Below are 25,541 nucleotides of genomic sequence, written 5' to 3' on the forward strand. Positions count from 1 at the left end.
AATCATTGTACGTAGCTAATTGAGGTCATAAGGCTTTTGATGAGATTTTTAGCTTGTTAGAGAAACATTTTAGAAAATAATAATGTATAGTTTAAAAACCTATGCAATTCAATTGGCAGATAAACACCTCATAAAAACCTATAATGCCGAAACCTATCGGAACAGATTCATAAAGTCGGGCAACAAAACAGAAACCGTGTTGAAATCAGGTTTTGACAAGTTTTTTATTGTAAGGGTCGAAGACATGATAAGGCTCATGAAATTGCCCGTGCCTCCTGCAAAAACATTAACGCATACATTTATTTACCTTACTGAAGGTGAAGCCATCATGAAAATAGGTAGCGAAACCTATCGGATTGTTAAAGACGAATGTCTGGTAGTAGCAGCAGGGCAGGTTTTTTCTTTTGATAACCTTGATATTAATAAAGGATACCTCTTTAACTTTCATGATGATTTTATCATAGGCAGGTTGGCTAAAAAAGACTTGCTGAAAGATTTTGAATTTTTGAGGGTTTGGGGTAACCCCAAAATTACTTTAGGTAGGCAAATTTCAGGCTTTGTAGAGCAATTACTTGAAAGATTACTACGAGATTACTCTGACAATGGTTTAAAAAACACTGACCTTCTTCAGTCATATTTGTTGGCTTTGCTTTCTGAAATAAATCTGATTGACAAAGCTACTGCCCGACCGTCATCAATAAAGACAATGGGTATTTCCAACAGATTCAGAGAGTTGTTGTTTAGCCACATCAGAACCAAACATCTGGTAAGCGACTACGCTTCTTTGTTGAATATTACGGCAAATCATCTGAATAAATCGGTTAAAGCTGCCACAGGCAAATCGCCTACCAAATGGATTGATGAAACCATTGTATTAGAAGCAAAAGTATTGCTTTATCAAAGCAATTTATCTATCAGCGAAATAGCCGCCGAAGTTGGCTTGCTTGACCAATCTTATTTTAGCCGACTTTTTAAAAAATATGAGGGTATCAGCCCTTCTGAATTTCGGAAGGCAATAGGCATTTGAACGAATATAGTTTATTTAATAAGGGGTGTTGTCGTCGTAACCAATTGAGGAAAAAAACTCAATAACCTTTTCGGTATGTGGTCCTAAATCTTTTCTCCCTTTCAAAAAATGTTGGAGTAGTAGGCTCGGTAATTCGAGTTTTTCTTCAATTCCACTTAGCGAAAACGTAGGCTCATCTTTTTGTTGCTTCATCAGAAAAGCACGAAAATTCTTAATATTAGGCATTACAAGGTAAGGTTTAAGTATTGTTACCAAATATAATTACAAATTCATCGAAAGCCCGAAATAAGCCTGTTATTTATTTTGCTGGCTATATTAGGGGCATATTAACTTAAAATCATATTTTTCTGGCGGCTATCATCATGTGTGGGCTTAAGGCTAAAAGCGACAAATCGTTTTCCGTAATGCTTAACAAATCTGTTAAAGCCTGCTTTTTTGAAGCGTCAGCGCGGCTTTCAAAATACTTTTTATCAAGCCACACCAGCCCCTCAACGGCATAAATATTAATAAATTCGATGCCTGCTTCTTTAAATTCTTCTATCAGTTGTGTGGGTTTATGATAATAAGCTTCGGCTAATGAACCCGGCATACTTGCCGGAGGTGTATGTATACCCGATAAAAGCTCTCGTTTGCACATATCTAAAAAGCCAGGCTCGTGCATAAAGCCATTGAGTAAACCTGCAATAGTAGAGGCCGCGTAGTTAATGGCAAAACCAAGTATAATACCGTTTTTCTTTAAAACGCGTTTGGCCTCAATAATGGCTTTGAGTCTTGCCTGTTTGTCTTGCAAATGGTATAAAGGTCCATGCAGAATGACAATATCGGCCGACTCATCTGCAAAAGCCAGTTGTTGAGCTTCACCTAATGTGGCTTTAAAAGGTTTTTTAAGGGCGTTTGCTCGTTTGGTTGCTTGCTTGATATGCTTCGGAACGGGGTCAATTAAATGAACAGTATAGCCAAGTTTAGCTAGCCATTCAGAATAGATACCCGGCCCGCCACCAACATCCACAACAATGCCTTTACCCGCTTTTGGCAAGTACCTTTGTATAAGGTCTTTATTCCGTTCAAATTCTAGCGGCCCTAAACCAAGCTGTAATCTTGCTTCTTCTGAGGTCTGGGTATAAAAATTTTCTATTTCAGGGCTGATAAGTTTTTCGGTGTTCATTATAAAAAAATATAAAACTGTAAGGTGCTTATTTTGCTTATATATAGTTGACGCTCTGCAAAATTAAAAAATATAAGCCACTAAACTTTATATAGAATTAATATTGAATTGCTATAAGGAGCACAAACTTTTACTAACTTTATTGATACATAACTTTTAATAAGCAAACCAATGAAAAAAATCGTTATAGCGACTGATTTTTCTGAAAACTCAGATAGCGCGTTAGTATATGCTACATTTCTGGCTCAGCAATGGAAAGCCGAATTACTGGTAATTCATGCGTATTTTCCGGTGGTTTCGATTGACCCCAATCTGGCTTATGATACTGTGGCTCCTTCGACCTTGCAGGAAGAAATGATAAAATCTTTTGAAGAACAACTGGATAAAATAGTAGATTCGCTGAAAGACAAACAAGTTAAAGCGCAAAGAGAACTTGTAGTAGGTAGTTTGTCGTCAGGCATTGCTGCTTTTGCTAAAGAAAAAAACGCCGACCTGATTGTTGTGGGTAAAACACCAGATACCTCTTTCTTTAACAGGCTCATCGGGAATACAGCTCTACATGTAGTTGATAACGTGAATATTCCGGTTTTGGTTGTGCCTGTGAATAGCCCTGCACCTTCGTTCAGAAAAATTATTTATGGAACTGAACTTGAGTCGGAAGAAAAAGAGGTATTAGCCAAGGTTTTTGAGTGGGCAGATACTTTTAAAGCAAAAGTGGAGCTAATTAAAGTAAATGTTGATTTTGAACTGGATGTTCAGGATGACAAACAATTGCTAAAAGATATTGAGAAAAATTTTGCTAAGGAGAAGTTTACTTTTTCGACTATTAAAGCTGAACAGGTAAGCGAGGGATTATTGAATGCGGCGCATACACATAAGGCTGATTTGCTGGTAGTGGCCCGTCATCACCATAGTTTTCTTTCAGAATTGATTAATCCGGGAAAATCGAAAACAATTATTAACAAGACAGATATTCCGCTGCTAGTTTATGATATGGGGGAGTAATGAGTAGAAAAACAAAAAACACGCTTTCATAGCGTGTTTTTTGTTTTAGTGGGCCCACCTGGGATCGAACCAGGCACCTACTGATTATGAGTCAGTTGCTCTAACCGAATGAGCTATAGGCCCTAAAACCTTTTGGTTTTGTGCTGCAAAAGTAAGAATTAACAAATAAAATTCAAAGAAAAATTATAAAACTGATTAATAAAGTTAGGGTAGGTGAGAAAAATATGAATAAACAGGCACTACAAAGACCCGATTATAGCGACAAAGCCACCTGTTTAAAGGGTGGCTTTGTTGCTCAATTATTGTATTGTTATTAATTCATCTGTAAGATTTTTATCTCTGTACGGCGGTTTTGTGCGTGTTGTTCCTCTGTACAATTTACGCCGTCCGAACATCCGTTTACAGGCATACTTTCGCCGTATCCACGGTATTCTACACGGCTACGGCTGATACCTCTCTTGAATAGATAATTGGCCGAGTTTTTAGCACGATTATCAGATAATGTCTGGTTGAAATCGGCCTCAGAACGGCAGTCAGTATGCGCACGAAGTTCAACTTTCATATTAGGGTACTGTCTCATCAGCGATACCAGTTTGTCTAGTCCGGCTCTGGCGTCAGGGCGTAGATTATATTTACCATATTCGAAATAAATATTATCAACCTGCACTACATCACCAGTACTAAACATATAGATGTCAGCAGTAACGTTGCCATTTTTACAACTCAAACGACGAATCCGTTTGCCTTTTGAACCCAGATTATCTTTAGTTCCTTCTACGGTATAATCACAACCTTCTACTACTTGGAATTGATATGAACCCGTGGCATCAGTAGTTGCTGTCTGAATACTGTTATCACATTCGTTGCGTAGCGTTACTAGCACACCGGCAATTACCTTGTTAGTACCTTGAGTCATTACTTTACCTTTTATCAGACACTTATTGCCCGGTAGCGTACTATTGGTGCTTCCCGGCGTATTGCCTGTGTAGCCAGTTTGCCCCGTAGTATTGTTTCCATTCTGTGCCAGTGTGGTAGAGTCAACGGCTGGTTTGGGTCTGCTCATCGGGATTTCCAGACGAGAAGGTTCATTGTCACAATCCTTAGTCGAGAAACTCACAGTATTTGAGTTATATCCTTCGCGCGTGGCTCTGAAAGTAAATTCCATGTCTTCTTCTAAACTTTCCAGTTTTACACTACCGTCGGCATCCGTAGTTTTCTCTTTTAGGGTACCATCTTTATCTTCATAAACGATTTTAGTGTTATCAAGAGGCATTTTGGTTTCAGAGTCGTACACTGCAATAATTAAATCACAACCCTCTTTCAACTCACATTCACGGTCAAACTTATAAATATCATCGTCGTCTCCGCCGCGTTTACGGTTTGAACTGAAATAACCGGCTTTACGGAAACCATCGGTCAGAATACCGAAATCGTCTTTGCTTGAATTAATCGGAGAACCCAGATTAATTACGCGCCCTTTAGGAGTAATGCCATCTAATTGAGAGAAGAAAATATCTAAATCTCCTAAACCTGCGTGGCCATCAGAAGAGAAGTAAAGATTCCCTTTATCATCAACAAAAGGGAACATTTCATTACCTTTTGTATTAATATTTTTACCAAGATTAATAGGTTGCGACCAGCTACTGCCATCAAAGCGAGACACGTAAATGTCGGTTCCACCAAAACCACCGGGCATATCTGAGGCAAAAAATAGTAGTTTTTCATCAGGCGAAAGTGCTGGATGCCCCGTTGAGTAGTCGTTGCTATTGAAAGGAAGTTCCTTAATATTTTTCCAACCATCTTTGTCGGCTTCGCCTATATAAAGTTTAAGTTTAATGATGCCGTCAGAGCCTTTGCCTGTTTTCCCTTTCAGGTAGTTATTACGGGTAAAGACTACTCGTGAACCATCTTTGAAAAAAGCCGAAGGACCTTCATGGTATTTGGAGTTGATAGACCCACTCATTCTGTCTGACTCCGTAACGGGTTTGTCGCCATAGCCTAGGCCAAGCCCTACATTGGTGCCACCATACGTTCCAATTGTACGTGAGTCGTTGGCTGTGGAAGCGGTGTAGTCGTCAGAGCCTAAGCTACCGCCGCCACTTCTACGCCGTGCAGGTTTTTTAACCTCGCTCGAACCAGTGCCCAAACCGGCTGCTTTTCCGCCAATGGCCGAAATATCATCCAGAAAGTATAAATCAAGAAAGGGGGTGTCGTTCCAGCCAAATACCCTACGAACACCAACAGTGCTGCGGCGGTTAGAAACGAAAACCAGACCATTTTTATAGTAAGAAGGACTAAAATCTGAAGAATTTGTGTTGATTGACAGGTAGTCAACTTTATAGCAATTGGCATTTTTTGACAAAACGCTTACATCATTATAAAGTTTCGAAAATCCTTTTCCGCGGGGGTCATCATCAACCTTACGGGTGTACTTATCATACATTTCCTGTGCTTCTTTGTACTTTCCGTTGCTGGCAAGTACCTGAGCATATTTTAAGCTGGCTGCTACTTTTTCATCAGAAATATCTCCGGTATTCCCTTCAAATATCTCACGATATACACGTTCGGCACTTTGCGTATCTTTTATTTTGTTATAGCTATCGGCCAGTTTAATTCTGGCGGCTAATTTTTGTTGTTCGGTGATGCCTTTTTTGCTCAAAGCGGCTTCAAAAGCATCAATAGCTTTAATATAGCTAAGGCTTTCATAGTGGTGCTCGGCTGCTTTAAGCAGTGCTTCCTGCGCCTGTACCCGACCTATAAATAGGGCTGCCATGAACATGGCTCCGATTATTTTATTCCTGACAGTCATTGTTGCTGAATTTAAAAATTCACTCAGATTTTTTTTAATGATTGCATATAAAACCACTGATGTATAGAACAAAACAGCATTTAATGCTTTTCTAACATCCTGTAAAATATATCCGAATCAAGATTATTACTAGAAATATCTTGGAGTTAAGATTTTGTTTTTACCATAACCAAACTCATATCTGAGCATGGCTTCATGCGTTGGAATACCAATAAAGCGGTCGACACCTTTTTTGCTAGGGTCGTTAAGCCTGTTGGTAGTGAAGTCGTAGGCATAACCAAGCCTGAACTGTGGAGTTAATTGTAGCTCTAACATACCAACAACAGCATCGAAACCTTCATCCTGATTAAATGTCTGGAATTGTGCAATTCTTCCTGAAACCCCAAAGGAAATTTTATCTTTTATCCAGAAGTTCAGGTTGCCATCAAAACCAACCCCAGCACCCGGAGTATATCTGGCCATCATAGAAGGCTTAACTTTGAAATCGCCTTTACCTACTACAAAACCCATCATCAAGAAATAGTGTCTTTGTGTTCGGCTGTTCGATTTAATGAGTTTTCCGGTGCTATCAGTAAAACTGTAATTAGAAAGAGGATTCTGTATAATTTGCGGGCATGAGATACCTATATAGCCTTTATCGTTACTCAGATAAAGACCTCCACCTACGTTTGGTAGTATTTTATTGATGTCGTTCATGCCATTGAATACGGGGTCATTGCCCACGTTTTTGGCATCAGATAAAGCCCAGCGAATATTTACCGCCCCGCCCTGAACTCCGAAAGCGAGTGTTGAGCGTGGCCCTACCTTGATACGGTAAGAATAAGTGAAATAGATACCAGTGTTTTTGGCCAGCCCGATACCTTCGTATGATGCCTGCAATCCTAGCCCCATTTTTTCGCTGCTAATGGGCATATCCATTGAAAAGGTATAAGTTGTTGGCGCACCAGCAACTCCAATCCATTGATAACGACCTAACGCAGTCAGGCTCAATACATCACGGCTACCGGCATAAGCTGGATTAACAGCCATTGTATTGAACATGTACTGTGAAAACATAGCTTCCTGCTGTGCGAAGGTGTGAAAAGAGGTAGATAGGAGACCTACGAGCAATAGCGTAGCTAACCTGCTTTTCAGATTTGTAAAGTTTTTCATATTTTACTCAATTAATAGTAAAGACTCGGCTGTCGAACTTAGTCTAAGCCCATTTATACTCAATAGCAAAACAAAGTTACATTAAGAATTTTAATTATCAATTTTTTTTTTATTTATCGATGAAATAATTAAATTTCAGGCTTCCTGTGGCAAATTCACTCTTTGAAACTTGCTATTTCTGATAAATACTTCTTCGGCTGAATAGCTTATTATCAACCTGATAGAGACTTTAAAACCCTTTAACTTACTTATTTGCGAAGTTAATTTACCTCCTATGCCAGAAGGTAAATTAACCTTTGCTATTCTATCTTACAACACTTATGAAACCAATCTGTGGTTTGCCGTTCCATAAATCATCTACTATAAGTACATAATAGTAGGTGCCGTCAGGAACTTCCTGTACTTTATTAAGAACCATAAGGCCATTGTTAGCTATACCGTCCCATCCGTCAGACTTGCCAAAATCTTCATTTTTATAAATTAAAGTTCCCCAACGGTTATATATATATATCTTGGCGTTACGAGTAGTGTTGTTTACACCTTTAATAACAAACTTGTCGCCTACACCATCGTGGTTCGGAGAGAAACCTTCTGGAACAATGGCCAGAGAATCAAGCACTGGTGGTTCTCCGCTGCCTTCTCCAAGCCTCACCAAGGTTGGTATATTATTATTGCCGGGGTTACCGTCTGCGTCAGGGTCTGGATTCATTCCCGCCTGCGACATATCCGTTACCGTAGCTGTGGTATCTTTAGCCGTGCCATATATGGTATTAGTAAAGATAGCATTTCCTTTCTTCTGTGTTAATATCCTGAGTTTAATCATCAGGGTATCACTTGCGCCAGGGGCTAGTGTGCTGCTGTCTGCCACCAGCATATTAATATTGTTTCTTCCGTTAAAATCTTCGTTTAGCTTGAGTTTGCTTCCGGCACTAACTGTAATTGGCGCAGAAATAATAAACTCGGTACTATCGGCGAAGACGGTTTCAAGGCTGTCTCTTAACTGAATATTGCTTAGTGGACGTGAACCATAATTTTTCACTATAACAGTATAAGATAAATTATATGTATCGTCGGCGTTCTGTGCAGTATCCAGTTTTGCCATTTTGGCTATACCTAGTGGGGTAGGGCCTGTCGGATTCGGATTTACATTATCATTCAGAATGATAGGTGTAGCCAAACTATTATCTTTTGGTGTTCCGTTGCCATCAGGGTCTGGGTCTAAACCATTGGTCGATAAGTCGTCGGTAGTTTTGTTAAGCGGATATCTACCAATAGCTAATGCCTGATTCGAGAAATTTATTAGTGACTGAGTTGCCAGCGTAATACGAGCAAACAAAGTTATTTCACGACTTGTATTTTTAGGAAGCGTACTCGTTGAGTCTACCAGTAGGTGAATCAGGTCGCCTCTGCCAGTGTAGTTACTATTTACAACAAAGCCCGCATCAGCTATTACATTTACCGAATCAATTCTCACGCTATCGCCAAAGGTTACAGCCAGATTATCTTGTACCTGTACTCCGGTGAAGTCAGTATTACCATAGTTTTTAACTTTAAACTTAAAGGTAATGTCATAGGTTTTGTCACTTACTTTCACAGGTGTGCTGGCTTGTTTGGCAATACCTATCATGGCCTCAGGCAATACATTGAAATTAATGATTGTTGGGGTGCTTCCCTCAGGATTTGGATTGACTCCATCGTTAGAAACATCGCTGATAGTTATACCACCTGGGGTTTTGCCCGACACAATAACGGTATTTTTAAACGGTCCCTTGTTGCCATTAAGTTTTACATTAACAACCCATTTTACTGTGTCAACTTTCCCGGGGGCAATAGTGCTGGTACTTAGAAGCAGGCACGAATTACTTGCACCATTATAGCTGCTATTAGGTGCTAACTGGCTTCCGGCACTTACTGTTGGTGCCTGAGCAATTGAAGCTTCCACAGGCGATGGGAATGTGTTAAGCAAGGTATCGCACAACTGTATGTTCGACAACGTCAGGTTACCACAATTCTTGATGATAGAATGGAAAGTAATATTATAGCTTCCGTTAGCTTGTCGGACAGTATCTTTTACATATAAGGCAATGCCGATACATGGAATTTCAATTGAACTCATGCCGCCGGTATCCAGATTCAGATTAGTTGGGTTATTGCCCGGTGCATCAGGATTTGTACCTGCATTCGACAACTCTTTTACATTTTCGGTTGTACTATTAGCCAAAGTACCCGAGGCATTGATAACAGCCGTATTGGCAAACAATTTCAGGGTATCGGGGTGCAGATTAACTGTAAATCGGATAGTATCCGTTTTACCTACTGCTAATGTACTTCCTGAGAGAGTCAGGCGGGTATCTGTGCTACCGTTAAAGGCACTGTTAATTACCAACTGGCTGCTAGTATTTCTAACCGGAGAGTTTAACACGCTGAATGTTGCCGGTGATTTGAATACTTTAGATAGGGTATCATTCAGCACAACATTGGTTAGAGGTAAAGCTCCATTATTTTTAATCAGGAACTGATAAGTTACATCATAAGAGCCATTGGCTTTCTGAACGGTATCGAGCACAATCTTAGCAAGACCAATACTTGGGCTCTTATAAAGCCTGATAACAGTTGGTTCAGCACTTGATTTATTAATGTAAATACCATTATTTGATACATCGGATGCACTTTGCTGGATTCCGAAAACTGTATTGCCTTTGGCTGAAACAATAGCGTTGGTACTAAATGGCCCCTCGCTACCATTAGGAACAATGTTTACTACAAATTTTACGGTATCAACCAAACCTGCTTCGAGTACACTACCAGCCGGAATAGTAAGGTTTGTATCCGACGAGCCATTGAAGGCATCGTTAGGAATGAGCTTACTGCCTGTACCTACTGTTGGTTTTTGTACGATAGTATAAGTAACTGGCGCACCAAACATTGTTGATAGGTCTTCTGTAATTTTTACTTGCTCAAGTTTTACGTTACCGCAACTTTCAAGGAAAGCGCGGAAGGTAACGTTATAACTACCATTCGACTGACGTGTTGTATCAGCAGCCAGAGACATACCAACGCAGGTTTCCTGACAGGTGCTACACTTGATGTCCCATTGGCTCGTATTATTACTCAGAATTGGGTCTACCTGATCGAGTTTAGTGATTTTTGCTATATTACTGATGATACCAGCCTTATTGGTGATAGCGGTATAAGTATAAGTTTTAACAGCTCCCCCCGGGAATGTACCGATTACGCTAATCAGAGAGTCGGTGCCAAAGGCCGTCAGCCCTGGCGTAGCCGAAGTAATAGTAATTCCTTTTGGTAGAATGTTGGTTATATGCACATTTGTGGCTGTATGTACGGTGTTGTTAGTAACTGTAATGGTATACACAATTGGGTCACCAACCTGTAATTCTACTTTCGAACCTGTAATAACAATGCCTAGTTCAACTTTGGCCGTATCTACTGGCGGAGTAGTACAATTATCAATTGTAACAACGATAGGAGAAGTTGGGCTATAACAGCCTGTCAGACTCTTTTCAAGTACATAATAGGTGCCGGCACCCACCGATGAGGCATTTGCCAATAAAGGCGAGCTTTTGCTGGCTGCTGTATGGAACTCGAATACACCTCCCTGAGTTCTTGGGGTACTAGTAATGGCATTAGTCAGGTCAGCAGTAGTAGCCGGACAAGCGTTTTTGATTGGGCTTATAACTGTTGGTGCAGCTATGGCATTATTTACAGAAACTGCTATGCTATTGGAGCTAAGCGACGCACAACCCTGTGTATTGAGTAACTTGGCCGAATAAGTACCTGCGGTTTTTACTACGATACTCTTGGTAGTATCGCCAGTGCTCCAGAGGTAACGACCAGTATCCTGAATAGTGAGAATAACAGAGTCGCCGGCGCAGATATTGGGTGATCTGTTTGGCTGAATAGCAGGCACCACAGACACACCTCTAAGGCTTAGTTTAAACGCAGAGGTATCTGCCTTACATGGCCCGTTATCATCAGGGTCGTTCGTAATTAGCTTGAAATTAACATAGCCTCTGGCTATATCTTCTTTTGTATAATAATATTTTGCAGTCAGGCTAAGCGAGTTATCGAATGTACCATTGCCATCTGCTAGCCATCTGGCACTTTGTGCAGCTCCTCCTATACGGCCTTTCAGTGGATAGAAATCCGAACTCACACAAATACTGGTGTCTTTCCCTGCCTGAGCCGTTGCCGGATTATTGGTGCATGATATGTTATTACAGGTTGTAATTTGAACATTAATTCTGCTACCCTCGCTGAAACAGCCGTTACCTGCTTTTTCAAATACATAGTAGGTGCCTGTTCCGACCGACGATGGGGTGGCTACCAGAGCAGAGTCAGGGCTGTTGCCTTTACGGAATACGAATGTTCCACCCTGAGACGACAATGCACTTGTTACACCTGTGGTTAAATCAACATGTGTATAAGGGCATACATTCACTAGGTCTTTAGTAGTAGGCTTGCGTAGCCCTGAACCTGTTACCTGCACTGTAATGGTATTAGATTTTTCACTTTGGCATTTGCCTGCGTCGCAAACAGCCCAATAACTGGTAACAGCACTTGGCGATACGTTAATAATTGCGCCCACTTGGCCGTCAGACCACTTAACGGTGCCTACACAGCCTGCTCCTTCTAATTGAGTAGAAGTGCCATTACAGATTTGCGGTTTTTTACAGCTAATCAATGGCGGAGCCGGACTGCCTACGTTTACGGTAGCTGCTGCCGATGGCGCACTCTCGCAAGAACCAAGTTTACAGATAACTGTATAAACCTGTGTTTCCTGTGGGCTTACAACAATTGAAGAGGTTGTCTGGCCTGTCGACCAAACAAAAGTACCACTACAACCCAATGCTTTTAATGTGAGGGTATCGCCTTTACATATTCTTGGTCTTGCACACGTGCAGGCAATAATTGGCGCGTCAGGTTGTGACGTAACCGTAATTGTTATTTTGTCTGACTCATCGCTGGTACAAGTACCTTGTGCCGACTTACACACTGCAGTGTAATCGGTAGTAGTAACAGGTTTTACAGTGATAGAACTTCCGGTAAGGCCATTCGACCAGATGGTAACGCTCTCACAGCCTGTGGCAGTAAGTGTTGCGCCATCGCTGGTACAAATAACCGGCTGGCTGGTAGTAATTACAGGTTTACCGAATTTGCCTACATTAACGGTAATACTATTTGATTTTCCGCTTTCGCAGTCGCCTATGCGGCAAGCAGCAGCAAATACACTGGTGCTGGTTACATTTGCAGTAATGCTTGTGCCTGTTTGCATATTCGACCATACAACTGTACCATTACAACCCGTAGCCGTTAAAGTGACATTGCCACTCTGACACAGATTAGTTGATGAAGCCGAAATAACAGGTGGAGTAGCTACCTGAGCATTTACATTTATTGTTTTAGATGCCGTTCCGTTACAGCTTGAAGCCGCACAAGTTACAGTATAATTAGTAGTAGTAGTTGGGCTTACAGTGATAGCACTTGCAGTACTACCTGTACTCCAGCTTAAGTTACCCGAACAGCCAGAAGCTGTCAGAAGTACCGAACTACCTACACAAATAGAATCTTTAGACGCAACAATAGTAGTGCCTGAATTGGATACATTAACAGTAAGCGGTGCTGACGAAACACTGTTACAACCCCCAATATTACAAATGGCTGTATACGTAGTTGTAATTGTCGGATTTACCGTTACAGTAAATGTTGTGGCACCATTGCTCCAACTGATAGAACCATTACAGTTATTAGCTGTAAGAATGACCGACTCGCCAGAACAAATATTGTTTTTGGCACTGGTAAGAATCGGAGCCGATGGTAAAGGCAGCACGTTAACTACTTTCGAGGCCGTTACGCTACAATCGCCAAACGAGCAGGTAACAGTATAAGTAGTGGTTGTAGCAGGAGAAACCGCTATAAACGGACTATTCACCCCGTTAAACCAACTTATGTTGCCATTGCAACCTGTAACACTCAGGTTAACATTACTACCTGCGCAGACATTAACTTTATCGGCACTGATGACTGGTGTACCAACTGACGACGACACCGTTACTTTCAGCGTATTGCTTACCTGACTGCCACAACCTACACTTGAGCAGGTAGCTGTATATGATTTTGTTGAGTCTGGTACAAAAGTAATGCTGCTACCGCTCATACCGTTCGACCAGCTAAGGCTTCCTGCACAATTGCTTGAAGTAAGCGTAACTGAATTACCCGGGCAAACCGTAGTTTTATTAGCCGAAATAACCGGAGGGGTAAGTGAGCCACCTACATTAATAGTAACCGGATTCGATTGGGCACTGATACACGTACTGGTTTTACAGAAAGCTGTATACTGGGTTGCAACAGTAGGCGATACCGTAATGCTTGAAGCAGTAGTGCCAGTTGACCAGATTGTTTGTCCTGAGCATCCGCTAGATGTTAAAATAGCACTGCCGCCTACACAAATACTGGCCGCATTAGAACTGATTAATGGCGGTGCAATAGCGTTAACTACTACTGTAATAGGGTTTGAAGCCGCACTGATACAAATATCAGTAACTTTACAAACGGCTGTATATGTATTGGTAGAACCCGGAGTAATAGTAATAACATTACCCGTAGCACCCGTCGACCACACAATTGTTCCGTTACAGCCGATGGCTGTCATGGTTACGCTTTCGCCTGTGCATATAAATGGATTAGAGCAAGCAATTAGTGGAACCACCGGATTACATACCGCCGGATTAATAATAATATCTACACTATCATCGTCGTCTTCATCTTTGTCAACACCATTGTTAGGAGTTGAGTCACTGTCATCCTGATCTGATTTTGTAATTTGTACCGAGTTTCTAATAGTGCCCGAAGTACCTGTTACTCTGGCTACAATCTGGAAATTAACAGCATAACCGACCTCTATCTGCGAAAACTTGGCTACTACTTTATTGCCAGTAATTGTCATAATATCGCCGCCGGTAGCTGTTAGCACCTGAAGGCCATCTGGTACAATGTCGGTTACTTCTACATTGGTAGCATTGGCATTGCCGCTGTTAACTACATTTATGTAATAGGTAATCTGTTCGCCAACAACCGGATTCGGTTTATTAACAGTTTTGGTCAGGCTTAAATCAGCCATTTGCCTAATTGTTTTTGGCGAAATAATTACTTTGCTGTTATCATCTTCAGAAGTAGTAGAGGCGTTCCCCGGTGTTGAGTCAACATCCTTCTGGTCGGCTTTACTTATCTGGGCAAAGTTAATTTTGTCTCCTAGTGTCAGAACCTTCGTTATGTAATTGAGTGTGATGGTTTGGTTCGGAGCAATATTCGAAATACTAGCTTTTAGCATACCATTGTTATTGGTAAAAAACGAGCTTGTAATAAACTCCAGACCGGCAGGCATCTGGTCTTCAACTTCTACGTTGGTTGCACCATGTGCGCCAGTATTGGTAATAGTAATGGTGTAAGTAATGTGTTCGCCTACATACGGGGTAGAATTGCTTACAATTTTATTCAGACTTAAGTCAATAAGCGTATCGCAATTTTTAAGATTTACTTTTAATAATCTTGGAGGGCTAAAACAACCTGCTCCTGATTTTTCAAATAAATAATAGGTACCTGCCCCAACAGTAGCAGGAGTACTTACCAATGGCGATTTTTCATTGGCAGTTGTATGCCATTCAAAAGTACCACCCGGTGTTGTGGCTCCATTAATTACGTACTCGTTAAGATTAATTGTTTTGCCTATACATTCATCAACCACTCCAGCACACGATGGCAACGACGGACGTGCATTAAGCACAATCACTACGGGTTGGCGAACATTCGGGCAACTAGGATTAAGACTTTCTATTTCGGCATAGTAAGTGGTTGTGGTAGTCGGAAATACCAAGTGGTTTTCGTTACTATTGCTTGTGAATACAGGGCTACCACCTACTGCAGATAAATACCATTTTATGTGCGAACCATTGCTGGCAATACCTTTAATGTAAGTTGAGTCACCCACGCAAAGGTCAGCATCTGTGGTAGATACCGTAAGCGTAGGGCAAACCACTGGTTCATACAAAGCGCAGTCAATAGTCAGAATATCTTTTTTATCGACCACAGTAGGGTCAATACTTATTTTGGCCGAATTGCCCGTTACGGAGTCAAAATCACTATCTGTATTATCATTTCCGCCTTTGTCAATCATATCAGAAATAACAACTCCCGTAGGTAACGATGTTTTTACTACCTGAACAACATAATTGCCTTGTGTAAGATTACTGAACAGGTAAAGCCCGTTTGCGTCAGTAGTATCTGTCTGTAAGATACCACCTGTTGGTATGCCGTTTGAATCGGCAGCATAAAGGCGTAAAACCCCACCTTTTACCCCCACTTCATCAATATCTTTAACCCCATCGTTATCAACATCTTTCCATACAAGGTCACCAATCGAACCGAGTGGGTTATATAATGCTGCATCAATGGTAAGGTTATCTTTTTTGAGCGCATCCACAGAGGCACTATCAGGGTTCAGGGTAATTCTTTGGCTTAAACCTGTGGTATTGTCAAAGTCATTATCAATTTTATCATCGCTTCCGGTGTCTTTCTTGCTACTCAGAATACTGCCTGAGGGCAACGAGCTAGTTACAAGTTTAACCACATAAGCTCCTTTTACAAGGTTGGTAAACTTGTATAAACCATTGCCATCGGTGGTGTCTTTGGCAAGGGCTGTACCTACTGGGCTGCCTGTGTTGTTGGCCGCATATAGCTCCATAATTACATTACTTACTCCGCCTTCGCCACCATCCTGAATGCCGTTATTGTTGCTATCGTTCCACACAAAATCTCCGATACTACCTACTGGTGTATAAAGTCCCGCATCAACATTAGGGTTATCTTTCAAGATACCCGTAGAGTCTACGTTAATCGTAATTTTATGTGAGTAAAACGTGGCAGAACTAAAGTCGTTATCTTTTGTGTCATCCGTACCAGCATCTTTCTTTTTTGAAACCCTCAGGGTGTCCGATAATTTATTAGCAGTTATCTTCACCACATAATCGCCTGAAAGTAAATTCTGGAAAAGGTACATTCCATTTGCATCGGTTGTATCTTTCTGAATTGGAGTGCCTGATACCTGACTTTTCGAATTGACAGTATAAAGTTCCAAAATAACATCTTTTATGCCTACTTCTCCGGCATCCTGAATGCCATTGTCATTTTTATCTTTCCACACAAAATCTCCAATGCTTCCATAAGGGCCCTGAATAACCTGTATGGCGCAGCAGCCTTGTCCTGCACAACTACCTACGTTTGTAGTGAATGTATAATTACCTACGGCTTTTATTGTCAGTGAGGTATCGGCATTTACTACGGCTTCGGTAGTGGTGTTGTTAATAGCTACCCCATTTCTGTACCATTGAATAGTTGTGCCATATTTATAAGGCGCAGGCACAAAAACGGTATATTGCTCACCAGTATAGATATAAAGCGGCACAGAAAAACAACTGGTAGTAATGTCGTCTTCTGTTAAATTGCCGTTATTTGGAGTTGAGTCGCTGTCGGTATCGGCGGCATTGATAGAGGTAATTTCGGCTATATTAAAAAATACGCCTCTTTGCGTAACTTTGCCTACTAGCTCAAGGCTTACAGAGTCTCCAGGGCTTAAGCTGGAAACACTCCATAACCCCTCGCCTGTACCTGCATTATAAGTAAAGTTTGCCCCGCCTGAGTGTGTATTGAGTGTAGCACCCGAAATCGGGAAATTATCTTTTACAACAATTGTAGTGGCCGTAGTAGCTCCTTGATTTTTTAACCAGAGTTTGTATTTGATAGTAGCTCCTAAAGCCGGAACTGCGTTGTCAATCTCGCTTCGTAACGATAAATCAACCGAAGCTGCTTTATTGGCAAATACCCCTAAAACAGAAAAAAGCATCAACAGAATTGTTGTTGCTACACCTTTAAACAAAGATGGCTTGGGTGAGGGTTCTTCTTCTCTATACCCTCCTTTATCAGTATATATTTCCGTAGTAATATGTGGTACCCATTCTTTGGCTTTGTCGTCATATAGGCTGGCTATCTGGTATTTTTTAGTAGAACTACTGGTATTAACAGTAGTAGTACTTTGGCTTGGCTCTAGCTTAGCTCTGATATTATACAACTGGCTAAGGGCATCAGCCTGTGAAGCAGCTAAGCGTTCTTGTTGCGGGTTTTCGTTATTTTCCATGACATTAGCTGTCAATGAGTTTTCAAAAGAGATGGCCTCGGGTGTTTTATGGGTAAACTCCTGAGCTATTTTTCTAAAATAGAAACCAGCAATACCACTCAGCTTCTTAAGAAGTAGCAAAACGTTATTTGGTGTAGAAATATTTTTTAAAAAACTCTCTCGCTTGTTTGTGGTAAAGATATGTCTCATCTGCAAATATTTTTAATATTCACTTTACTAATTGGGTTAATTCCACACAATAGCTTACTATAATCAGATATATAGGATCTAAAATTGTGCCAAAGTTTTTTACAGCGTATCACAGTTAAATCGGGTTTTTGCTGATATTATCAGCAATAGCATAATTTATGGCATAATTTTCTATGCGAAATTTGATATTTCGCTAAAATTGTGCCAATTTTTTTGGTACGGGATAGGTCAATCTCAGAAAAAAAAGGATGTCGTAAAAAATATATCTTTGAAAAAACATATTTTTCAAAGCATAGGCAGTTCGAAGAAAACTTGTAAAAGCAAAGATAAAATGTAGACCGTAAAAATAAAATGCTATCAGAGAATATTCTGACAGCGTTTTATTTTTATTCAAGTATCTGGCACTGATAGCCGTTTATTGTGATAAGTTTAATGATGCGCTCATTAGAAAAACCTTCTCCTTCAACCCGCAAAATTCTATCACAGTCGTCCAGATCAAAGCTAATTTTGAGTAGGGGAAATTGCTGTCTGAGTTTCTCAAAAAGTAAAACAGCTTGATTTCTTTCCTGAATATTTGTTTTAAAAACCTCTACCATAGTATTGATTTCTATTAATAAATAACTGATAAACCTTTGTTATAAAACAAACAAATGTATAGTTGAAAATAATTGATAATCAGGTACTTAGCTAAGCGGGCTGATTGAAGTCGTAGCTTATCATCCAGTTAATGCCGAATTTGTCGATACAGGTGCCAAAATAGGCACCCCAGAAGGTTTCCTCTAAAGGCATGGTTATTTTGCCGCCCGCCGATAAGCCCTCAAACAGATTTTTAGCTTCGGTTTCGCTTCCGGTACCAACAAAAATATGTTGGCTATTGCCTTGAATCAACGAAAAACCCTGCGATTCCAGCGCGTCAGTTCCCATCAGGGTATCGGTTTTACCAATGGGTAAAGCGATATACATTATTTTTTCCTGCTCTTCTGCCGACAAGGTTAGGCCTTCGGGTGTATCTTTGAAACGCTGAAGCCACGTAAATTCTCCACCAAAAACAGACCTGTAAAACCTGAAAGCCTCTTCGGTTTTACCAGCAAAATTGAGATATGTGCTGATTTTTGTCATTGCTTATGAAAAATTTAATGATGAATGAACAGAACAAAATTAAGGAACAAATTCTGGTTGTACAGGTGCTGAAAAAGTCAATTTTAGGGGGTATTTGAGACATTTTTTTTTAATTTTACAGAAAAAAAATATATGCTCAAGATTGGTATTTTACTGCCCCACGACTACCGATTGTTAAGTGTAGCAGCCATACTGGATGTATTGGAAGCTGCCAATAAAATTTATAGCGCAAGCGAAAAAGCAATGCCGTTTGACATTGGGCTGTATCAGATTACCGACGAATCCACAAATTTTAATGGGTCTTTTCATGGGTATCAGGTAAGGTCTATTGCTGACGAAAAATTTATAGAATTGATTCTGATTCCGGCATTTAATACGGAAAACATGAGGCAAACTATCATGAAAAACTACGCTTATTTGCCGTGGTTAAACAGGCAGTTTCAGCGTGGTGCAGAAATCGGCTCTTTCTGTACAGGAACCTTCTTGCTAGCCGCCAGTGGGCTGCTTAATGGCAAAATTGCTACCACTCATGTAGACGCGTGTACGGCTTTCACTGCTTCTTTTCCTGAAGTTTTATTGCGGGGCGATAAAACCGTAACACAAGACGGAAGGCTTTACACAAGTGGGGGTTCTACGTCGAGTTTTCATTTGTTGTTGCATCTGGTACAACGCTATTGTAGCAAAGATGTGGCTGTAAAAATAGCCAAGATTTTCGCCATTGATATGGACCGGAACAGGCAGTCTTACTTTAGTACTTTTCAACCACTTCGCGACCATAACGACACCATAGTAGCTATGGTTCAACAAAAAATAGAAGCTAATTACCGCAACGCCGAAACAATTGAAGAGTTAATAAAGGATGTACCGTCGAGCCGCAGAAATGTGTTAAGACGGTTTAAACAAATTACTGGTATTCCACCTATCGAATACCTTCAGCAAATCCGTATTGAAGCCGCCAAAAAACTACTGGAACAAACCAACCAGCACATGGGAGAAGTAATCTTTAGCTCTGGTTATAATGACCCCAAGGCATTCAGACGAATTTTCAGAAAGATTGTAGGCATGACCCCAACGGCGTATCGAGAGAAGTTTCAGACAAACTAAATCTTATCAGGAGCCAATATCAGCCATATTCATTAGCTCCTGATAATCAGGCTGGTTTAGCTGTCCAGCATATCTACTAATTGGTTCAGAATTCGCACAAGTTCGTTTTTATGGGTTTCTATTTCTGCCATATTTTTGAAGTAAGTCATGCGTCTTGAGACATAATTCCCAATCAGAATTGGCGAAACAATTTTTTCGATGTTCGGGTGATGAAAAACCAGATGTACGTGTTCGGTAGCGCGTGGGTTAAACGTCAGCAGGTCTTCTTTGTAATAATAACTTGGAGCCGCCCATTTGATACGTTCATTGATTTTATTGTTTGCTTGTTTAATTATATGCCTGACAGCCTCTATTTCATGGATGAGTGGATGCTCAAGTTTATTCATAAAATCAATTACCTTTTCTGCATCTGATATGTTCTTTGCCATAACTCTATTGTTTAGCAGGGGCATAACAGAGTAGCACAATACCACAACTGAACGACTGACTCCTGATTAGTTCTAAACCAAAATTTTGTGTTAAGTCAGCAAAAATTGATTTGCCTTTGCCAATAGCAGTTGGGTTTATAAAAAGATGATACTCGTCAATCAGATTATGCTGTATAAACGATGAAACCATACTTACACCGCCATAAAGGAGGATGTCGGAGCCTTCCTGACTTTTCAACTCCCGAACGGTTTCAAATAAATCTCCACTGGCAATGGTGGTATTTTTCCAGCTACCAGTTGTTAATGTTTTCGAAAAAACTATTTTTGGTTTATTGTTAAAATCTCTTGCAATTTCTCTTTCTTTTTCGCTGCTTTCCATGTTTTGTTCAGCAGCAGGCCAGTGCATCGACATCCCTTGATAAAGCACTCTTCCTACAATAAATGTATCTGCCGAGTTGGTCAGGTCGCCTACATATTGTTGCAGGGCATCATCCCAATTAAAAGTTACCCAGTCCATTTCTCCGTTAGGGCCGCAAACAAATCCATCGGCTGTTACCTGCATCTGTAATTTGATTTTTCTCATGTGTGTTAAGTTTTAAAAGTTTAAAAGTGAATTTTTATAGTTTATTTGTTCGTTTAAATTGCTGTATGTACATAAGCAAACATTTGCTAGTGCATTTATCAAATTTACTATTAACAAGGCAATTTTTTTGCTGCCAATAATTATTTTTTAATGCCTGATTTTAAGGCTTGTAATTTGGGACTAGTCTAAGTATAAATACTGATGTTTGCCTTTACAAAATTATAGCTATTTATTAACTTTGATGTGGTATAAAAACGACAATAAAAGGGTCAAACCCGACAGATTATTTAGCTTTAACTCTATGAAAAACATTACTATACTGGTTCCTGAAAATGCTGTACTGGCAAGTGTTAACGACCCCCGCAATATATTTACGTCAATCAATCAGTTTTTGGAGGCAGATGGTAAAAAACCACTATTTAGTGTGCAATTGGTGGGGCTTACCAAAGATGTAAAACTGCATGACGGAATGTTTACAGTGCATACCGATGCCGTTATTGATAACGTTCATAAAACGGACCTTGTGTTTGTGCCAGCTATAAGCGGAGATATAAAAACTACCCTTGAACTGAACAAAGGATTTATTCCATGGATTATTAGTCAGTACGAAAATGGTGCAGAAGTATGTAGCCTTTGTGTGGGTGCTTTCTTATTGGCCTCAACAGGTCTTGTAAACGGAAAGAGTTGTTCTACTCACTGGTTATTTGTAAATCAGTTCAGAGAGATGTTTCCTGAGGTAAATCTTGTAGATGCCAGAATTGTGACAGAAGACCAAGGTGTGTACTCAAGCGGAGGAGCAACTTCTTACTGGAACTTGCTGTTGCATCTGGTAGAAAAGTATACAAGCCGCGACATGGCCATCAGGGCAGCTAAATACTTTGCCATTGATATAGAGCGAAATAGTCAGGCATCGTTCATGATATTTAACGGACAGAAAGGGCATGAAGATGATGCCGTAAAAAAAGCGCAGGAATTTATAGAACGGAACTTTGAAGAAAAAATTACGCTCGACCAACTTTCTGATATGTTTGCCATTGGACGCAGAAGTTTTGAGCGTCGGTTTAAAAAAGCTACTAATAATACGGTAACAGAATATATTCAGCGGGTTAAAATTGAAGTAGCCAAAAAACACTTTGAAACCAGCAGGAAGAATATCACCGAGGTAATGTATGATGTGGGCTATACCGACAACAAGGCTTTCAGAAGCACCTTCAAGAAAGTAACGGGGTTGTCGCCTATTGCTTATAAAAACAAATATAACAGAAGTGCATTGTTTTGATGCACTTCTGTAAGATAATCAGGCAGGTCTGATGCTTACCTTATCGGGTGTTGGGTATTCGAGTAGTTTTGAGAAATCAACTTTCCAGAAGTCCAAATCAAGTAGCCTGTTATGGGCATCGTGTGTAAGAGTAATTACAACAGGGGTGCCATCAATATCGGTGTATTCTACCTGAATAAGGTCACCTGCATAGGCCGATACATCGCCCCCTAAACTAATACTACCCATTTTACCGCCTTCATATTCTTCTACGTACTCGCTGTAAGGGTAATCGTCAGGGTTGAGATTAAGTTGTATTAACAAAAAGCGTATTAACTCTTTTTCGTTGTCACGGATTAGTCTTTTTTCGTTCATATTACCAATGCTTATAAGGGTTCTCTGATAACCTTGAATTAAAATATCGGTTGTCGCCTGTTACTTCAGTGCTTACCCATTCGGGTTTTTCAAAAATTTCATCTTCACTTGTAAGTTCTATTTCTGCAACAATCAAGCCCGCATTATCACCTGAGAAAACGTCAACTTCCCAGATTTTACCATAATAATGAATCTTGTAACGTACTTTTGATAATTCTGATACAGAAAAATTATCTAACAAAGTAAGTGCTTCTTCCTTAGGAATCTGATATTCAAATTCGGTACGGGTAGCCCCTGTTGATGTGCCTTTGATAGTTAAATAGGCGGCACTTTCAGTAACCCTTACCCGAATAGTTTTATCGGGGTCTTTCAGTATGTAGCCTTGTCGGTAAAATTCACCTTCGGGTTTTGTTACATTCTCCCAGATATGGTGGTGTATCAGATACTTTCTTTCTATTTCTAGAGCCATTTTCCTGAAATATTATTCTTTTGATTGGTTTTTAATTCATTCATTCGTTTGCCTTCATCATTACTGAAACGGCTATGTTTAGGTTCGCCTATTACCTGTTTCTGATAAATGGTCGTATGCCCCGAAAGCAGATAAGCCACTACACAGGCAAGAGCCACATAAATGCTACATTCTTGCCCGAATAGCTCAATACCCATAAGCATACAAGCCAAAGGTGTGTTGGTGGCTCCGGCAAAAACGGCCACAAACCCCATACCAGTTAGAAGCCCTAAAGGTAGCGGAATAAAGTAAGCAAGGGCATTACCGAGGGTTGCACCAATAAAAAACAGCGGAGTTACTTCGCCGCCTTTAAAACCGGCTGCTAAAGTAATAATAGTGAACGACATTTTAAGAACGAAATCATAAGGTGGCAATGGCTCGTTGAAAGCCTGCACAATAGTTGGAATACCCAAGCCTATGTATTTACTTGTTTGGATACCCCACACCGCTGCGGCAACAATTATACCGCCAATTACCGGCCGGAGAGGGGCATAAGACACATAGGTTTTGAAAAGCCCCCCAATATAATTTATTACTTTACTGAAAGTAGCAGCACACAAACCAAAGGCTATTCCGGCAATGATAGCATATAATAAATGAACTGCCGAAAGTTCAGGAACCACAGCAATATGATAAACCGTGTGTTGAACCTGACAGAGCTTAGTAACGAGGTCGGCAATAGTGGCTGCCAGAAAAGCTGGTAAAATGGCGTTATATCGTAGGCGTCCTACCAGAAAAAACTCTAGCCCAAAAACGGCTCCGGCTAAAGGAGTGCCAAAAACAGAGCCAAAGCCCGCGGCAACAGCCGCTATGATAAGAACTTTTCTGTCAGTGGCAGAGAGCCTGAAAGGTTTACTAAACTGGTCGGCAATTGCTCCGGCCATTTGTAGGGCTGTACCTTCACGACCAGCCGAACCCCCTAACAGATGCGTAACTATGGTACCTATATAAACAAAGGGGGCCATTCTGAAAGGAATCGTGGCTTGAGGTTGATGAATGGTGTCAATCAATAAATTATTGCCTCCTTCAACGGATTTGCCGAAATACTGATACAATAATCCGATAATAAAACCACCAACAGGCAAGAGGGCAATTATCCATAAATGTGCTTCTCTGAAATGAGTTACGTAGTCGAGCGTAAGTAAGAATCCTGCCGAGGCCAGACCAATACATGTGCCAATAGCTGAGCTAATAAAAAGCCACCGGAATAAGTAAGGAATAGCAGGGTGTTTTCTGAAAAACAGACGAAATAAAATAATGATTTTGCGCGTAGAGAGTTGTTTCGTTGGTTTTTTATTTGACATACAAATCCTGATTAAATGTTCTGACATTCATAATCAGGCGCCATCAGCTTTTTAGGGCGGTTCAATTAGGAAGACACCATTTCCTTTCTGCAAGCAAAGGTAATGATTGTTTTCTAGTTTTAAAAACAATTGCCATAAGAAGAAAAAAAGGCACTTCTTATGGCAATAAGATAATATTAAAATACTTATTCAGGTTGTAATTGTGTCGAAACTGCTATTCGGTTCCACGTGTTAATAGCCACAATAAACATAATAATCTGAGCTAGGCGGTTAGGCCCAAACAAACGTTCGGCGGTTTGATAGGTCTCGTCCGAAACCCCGTGGTTAATCAGGGTTACTTCTTCTGTTAGGGCTAGCAAGGCTCTTTCTTCTTCTGTGTAAAATGTTGTTTCGCGCCAGGCGTTAAGCAGATATATCCGCTGTTCGGTTTCGCCATTCTTGCGGGCATCTTTTGTGTGCATATTAATACAGAAAGCACAGCCATTAATCATTGATGCCCTGATTTTTATTAGCTCTTGTTGTGTATGGCTTATTTGCGATGTCTGTAAGTATTTTACTAACTCATACATGGCTTTAAAAGCCTCTGGTTCAACTTCCTGAATATTGATTCTTTTGCTCATAATAGTTATTTGTTTAATGAGCACAAAGGTCGGAAGGGGCTGTCTGAAAAAACTTAAACCAGTTTAAGAAATGAGATTTATTGTTTTTTCTTACGTATTTCGCTCAGGTATTCGGGTGTGAAACCCAGAAAAGAGGCAATCATGTATTGAGGAATACGATTTACAAAAGTAGGGTAATGCTGCTGAAAGTGCCTGTACATTTCTTCTCTTGAGAAATCGTAAAGATACTTGATGCGTTGTTGGGCGGCACTATAAGCTCTTTGGTAGATGATTCTGAAATATTGTTCGACGGCTGGCACATAGCTGGCCAGTTTTTCGTGTTGCTGATGCGTGAGTGCAATAATGCTACAAGGCTCAATGGTCTGAATATAAAACCCCGAAGGCGACTGGCTCATTAAGCTGTTGTAATCGCTTATCCACCAATTTTCAAGCGCAAACTGAGTAATTTGTTCTTCGCCTTTATTACCGACGAAAAACATCCGTAAACAGCCTTTTTCAACAAAATAATTAGCCTTACATATTTGTCCTTCTTTAAGCAGATATTCTTTTTTCTTTACGGCCAGTTCCTGTACACACTCTTTAATGATACTTATTTCCTGTTCATTCAATGGAACATATTTTTTTATATGTGTTATCAGGCTGTCGGACATAAAAATATTAAAGCAATTTAAAAAAAGAGCAGAAAGTT

Annotated in this window: 18 protein-coding genes, 1 tRNA gene and 1 riboswitch; of the genes, 4 read left to right on the forward strand and 15 right to left on the reverse strand. The window is 40.3% G+C overall.

The genetic code is table 11. The annotated features are described in order from the left end of the window. Positions 1-82 precede the first annotated feature (82 nt). Positions 83-1,027: an AraC family transcriptional regulator gene (locus WAA15_RS17535; RefSeq protein ID WP_337044118.1), complete on the forward strand. Its 945-nt coding sequence runs from the start codon at positions 83-85 to the stop codon at positions 1,025-1,027. A gap of 15 nt (positions 1,028-1,042) precedes the next feature. Here the strand turns inward: WAA15_RS17535 and WAA15_RS17540 are convergent, their stop codons facing one another. Further along, the gene (locus WAA15_RS17540; protein WP_337044119.1) at positions 1,043-1,252 is read right to left on the reverse strand and encodes a hypothetical protein; all 210 of its coding nucleotides are present in this window, start codon (positions 1,250-1,252) and stop codon (positions 1,043-1,045) included. Positions 1,253-1,364: 112 nt separating this feature from the next. Next, the gene (locus tag WAA15_RS17545; RefSeq protein WP_337044120.1) at positions 1,365-2,192 is read right to left on the reverse strand and encodes a class I SAM-dependent methyltransferase; all 828 of its coding nucleotides are present in this window, start codon (positions 2,190-2,192) and stop codon (positions 1,365-1,367) included. Positions 2,193-2,363: 171 nt separating this feature from the next. On the opposite strand from WAA15_RS17545, the gene WAA15_RS17550 reads away from it, so the two are divergent. Then, positions 2,364-3,197: a universal stress protein gene (locus tag WAA15_RS17550; RefSeq protein WP_337044121.1), complete on the forward strand. Its 834-nt coding sequence runs from the start codon at positions 2,364-2,366 to the stop codon at positions 3,195-3,197. A gap of 49 nt (positions 3,198-3,246) precedes the next feature. On the opposite strand, the gene WAA15_RS17555 is transcribed toward WAA15_RS17550, so the two are convergent. The 6 genes from WAA15_RS17555 to WAA15_RS17580 form a co-directional block, all read right to left on the reverse strand. Further along, a tRNA-Ile gene (locus tag WAA15_RS17555) sits at positions 3,247-3,320 on the reverse strand. A 190-nt stretch (positions 3,321-3,510) separates the two neighbouring features. Next, positions 3,511-6,006, reverse strand: coding sequence for an OmpA family protein (locus WAA15_RS17560; protein ID WP_337044122.1), 2,496 nt, complete (start codon positions 6,004-6,006; stop codon positions 3,511-3,513). 129 nt (positions 6,007-6,135) lie between these two features. Continuing rightward, on the reverse strand, positions 6,136-7,158 hold the full coding sequence (locus WAA15_RS17565; RefSeq protein ID WP_337044124.1) for a PorP/SprF family type IX secretion system membrane protein: 1,023 nt from the start codon (positions 7,156-7,158) through the stop codon (positions 6,136-6,138). 304 nt (positions 7,159-7,462) lie between these two features. After that, a complete protein-coding gene (locus tag WAA15_RS17570; protein WP_337044126.1) occupies positions 7,463-17,554 on the reverse strand; it encodes an SdrD B-like domain-containing protein in 10,092 nt (3,363 codons plus the stop codon). A gap of 386 nt (positions 17,555-17,940) precedes the next feature. Then, the gene (locus tag WAA15_RS17575; RefSeq protein ID WP_337044128.1) at positions 17,941-18,150 is read right to left on the reverse strand and encodes a hypothetical protein; all 210 of its coding nucleotides are present in this window, start codon (positions 18,148-18,150) and stop codon (positions 17,941-17,943) included. Between the two features lie 91 nt (positions 18,151-18,241). Continuing rightward, a complete protein-coding gene (locus tag WAA15_RS17580; protein WP_337044130.1) occupies positions 18,242-18,673 on the reverse strand; it encodes a VOC family protein in 432 nt (143 codons plus the stop codon). 132 nt (positions 18,674-18,805) lie between these two features. Between WAA15_RS17580 and WAA15_RS17585 the strand changes: the two genes are divergently transcribed. Then, entirely contained in the window at positions 18,806-19,777 is a 972-nt protein-coding gene (locus WAA15_RS17585) for a GlxA family transcriptional regulator (RefSeq protein ID WP_337044131.1), read from the forward strand. 56 nt (positions 19,778-19,833) lie between these two features. Here the strand turns inward: WAA15_RS17585 and WAA15_RS17590 are convergent, their stop codons facing one another. Continuing rightward, on the reverse strand, positions 19,834-20,205 hold the full coding sequence (locus tag WAA15_RS17590) for a DUF1801 domain-containing protein (protein ID WP_337044133.1): 372 nt from the start codon (positions 20,203-20,205) through the stop codon (positions 19,834-19,836). 4 nt (positions 20,206-20,209) lie between these two features. Continuing rightward, positions 20,210-20,788: a dihydrofolate reductase family protein gene (locus WAA15_RS17595; protein WP_337044135.1), complete on the reverse strand. Its 579-nt coding sequence runs from the start codon at positions 20,786-20,788 to the stop codon at positions 20,210-20,212. A 301-nt stretch (positions 20,789-21,089) separates the two neighbouring features. Here WAA15_RS17595 and WAA15_RS17600 point away from each other — a divergent pair, with 301 nt between their 5' ends. Next, positions 21,090-22,067: a GlxA family transcriptional regulator gene (locus WAA15_RS17600; protein ID WP_337044136.1), complete on the forward strand. Its 978-nt coding sequence runs from the start codon at positions 21,090-21,092 to the stop codon at positions 22,065-22,067. 18 nt (positions 22,068-22,085) lie between these two features. Here the strand turns inward: WAA15_RS17600 and WAA15_RS17605 are convergent, their stop codons facing one another. The 5 genes from WAA15_RS17605 to WAA15_RS17625 form a co-directional block, all read right to left on the reverse strand. Beyond that, entirely contained in the window at positions 22,086-22,421 is a 336-nt protein-coding gene (locus WAA15_RS17605; RefSeq protein ID WP_337044137.1) for a DUF6984 family protein, read from the reverse strand. A gap of 1 nt (position 22,422) precedes the next feature. Then, positions 22,423-22,890, reverse strand: a complete 468-nt coding sequence (locus tag WAA15_RS17610; protein ID WP_337044138.1) for a CYTH domain-containing protein — start codon at positions 22,888-22,890, stop codon at positions 22,423-22,425. After that, positions 22,881-24,233, reverse strand: a complete 1,353-nt coding sequence (locus WAA15_RS17615; RefSeq protein ID WP_337044139.1) for a voltage-gated chloride channel family protein — start codon at positions 24,231-24,233, stop codon at positions 22,881-22,883. The genes WAA15_RS17610 and WAA15_RS17615 overlap by 10 nt, the downstream gene beginning before the upstream one ends. Before the next feature lie 27 nt (positions 24,234-24,260). Then, a riboswitch (Fluoride riboswitch) is annotated at positions 24,261-24,326 on the reverse strand. Positions 24,327-24,418: 92 nt separating this feature from the next. After that, positions 24,419-24,853, reverse strand: a complete 435-nt coding sequence (locus WAA15_RS17620; protein WP_337044140.1) for a carboxymuconolactone decarboxylase family protein — start codon at positions 24,851-24,853, stop codon at positions 24,419-24,421. 77 nt (positions 24,854-24,930) lie between these two features. Further along, on the reverse strand, positions 24,931-25,503 hold the full coding sequence (locus WAA15_RS17625; RefSeq protein WP_337044141.1) for a Crp/Fnr family transcriptional regulator: 573 nt from the start codon (positions 25,501-25,503) through the stop codon (positions 24,931-24,933). Positions 25,504-25,541: the final 38 nt, after the last annotated feature.

It is taken from the genome of Emticicia sp. 17c (assembly GCF_037153985.1).
In the GTDB taxonomy this organism is placed as follows: domain Bacteria; phylum Bacteroidota; class Bacteroidia; order Cytophagales; family Spirosomataceae; genus Emticicia.

Bases quoted from the DNA above. Each gene is read 5' to 3' on its own strand.
- WAA15_RS17535 (WP_337044118.1), top strand. From the start codon at position 83: ATGTATAGTTTAAAAACCTATGCAATTCAATTGGCAGATAAACACCTC.
- WAA15_RS17540 (WP_337044119.1), bottom strand. From the start codon at position 1,252: ATGCCTAATATTAAGAATTTTCGTGCTTTTCTGATGAAGCAACAAAAA.
- WAA15_RS17545 (WP_337044120.1), bottom strand. From the start codon at position 2,192: ATGAACACCGAAAAACTTATCAGCCCTGAAATAGAAAATTTTTATACC.
- WAA15_RS17550 (WP_337044121.1), top strand. From the start codon at position 2,364: ATGAAAAAAATCGTTATAGCGACTGATTTTTCTGAAAACTCAGATAGC.
- WAA15_RS17560 (WP_337044122.1), bottom strand. From the start codon at position 6,006: ATGACTGTCAGGAATAAAATAATCGGAGCCATGTTCATGGCAGCCCTA.
- WAA15_RS17565 (WP_337044124.1), bottom strand. From the start codon at position 7,158: ATGAAAAACTTTACAAATCTGAAAAGCAGGTTAGCTACGCTATTGCTC.
- WAA15_RS17570 (WP_337044126.1), bottom strand. From the start codon at position 17,554: ATGAGACATATCTTTACCACAAACAAGCGAGAGAGTTTTTTAAAAAAT.
- WAA15_RS17575 (WP_337044128.1), bottom strand. From the start codon at position 18,150: ATGGTAGAGGTTTTTAAAACAAATATTCAGGAAAGAAATCAAGCTGTT.
- WAA15_RS17580 (WP_337044130.1), bottom strand. From the start codon at position 18,673: ATGACAAAAATCAGCACATATCTCAATTTTGCTGGTAAAACCGAAGAG.
- WAA15_RS17585 (WP_337044131.1), top strand. From the start codon at position 18,806: ATGCTCAAGATTGGTATTTTACTGCCCCACGACTACCGATTGTTAAGT.
- WAA15_RS17590 (WP_337044133.1), bottom strand. From the start codon at position 20,205: ATGGCAAAGAACATATCAGATGCAGAAAAGGTAATTGATTTTATGAAT.
- WAA15_RS17595 (WP_337044135.1), bottom strand. From the start codon at position 20,788: ATGAGAAAAATCAAATTACAGATGCAGGTAACAGCCGATGGATTTGTT.
- WAA15_RS17600 (WP_337044136.1), top strand. From the start codon at position 21,090: ATGAAAAACATTACTATACTGGTTCCTGAAAATGCTGTACTGGCAAGT.
- WAA15_RS17605 (WP_337044137.1), bottom strand. From the start codon at position 22,421: ATGAACGAAAAAAGACTAATCCGTGACAACGAAAAAGAGTTAATACGC.
- WAA15_RS17610 (WP_337044138.1), bottom strand. From the start codon at position 22,890: ATGGCTCTAGAAATAGAAAGAAAGTATCTGATACACCACCATATCTGG.
- WAA15_RS17615 (WP_337044139.1), bottom strand. From the start codon at position 24,233: ATGTCAAATAAAAAACCAACGAAACAACTCTCTACGCGCAAAATCATT.
- WAA15_RS17620 (WP_337044140.1), bottom strand. From the start codon at position 24,853: ATGAGCAAAAGAATCAATATTCAGGAAGTTGAACCAGAGGCTTTTAAA.
- WAA15_RS17625 (WP_337044141.1), bottom strand. From the start codon at position 25,503: ATGTCCGACAGCCTGATAACACATATAAAAAAATATGTTCCATTGAAT.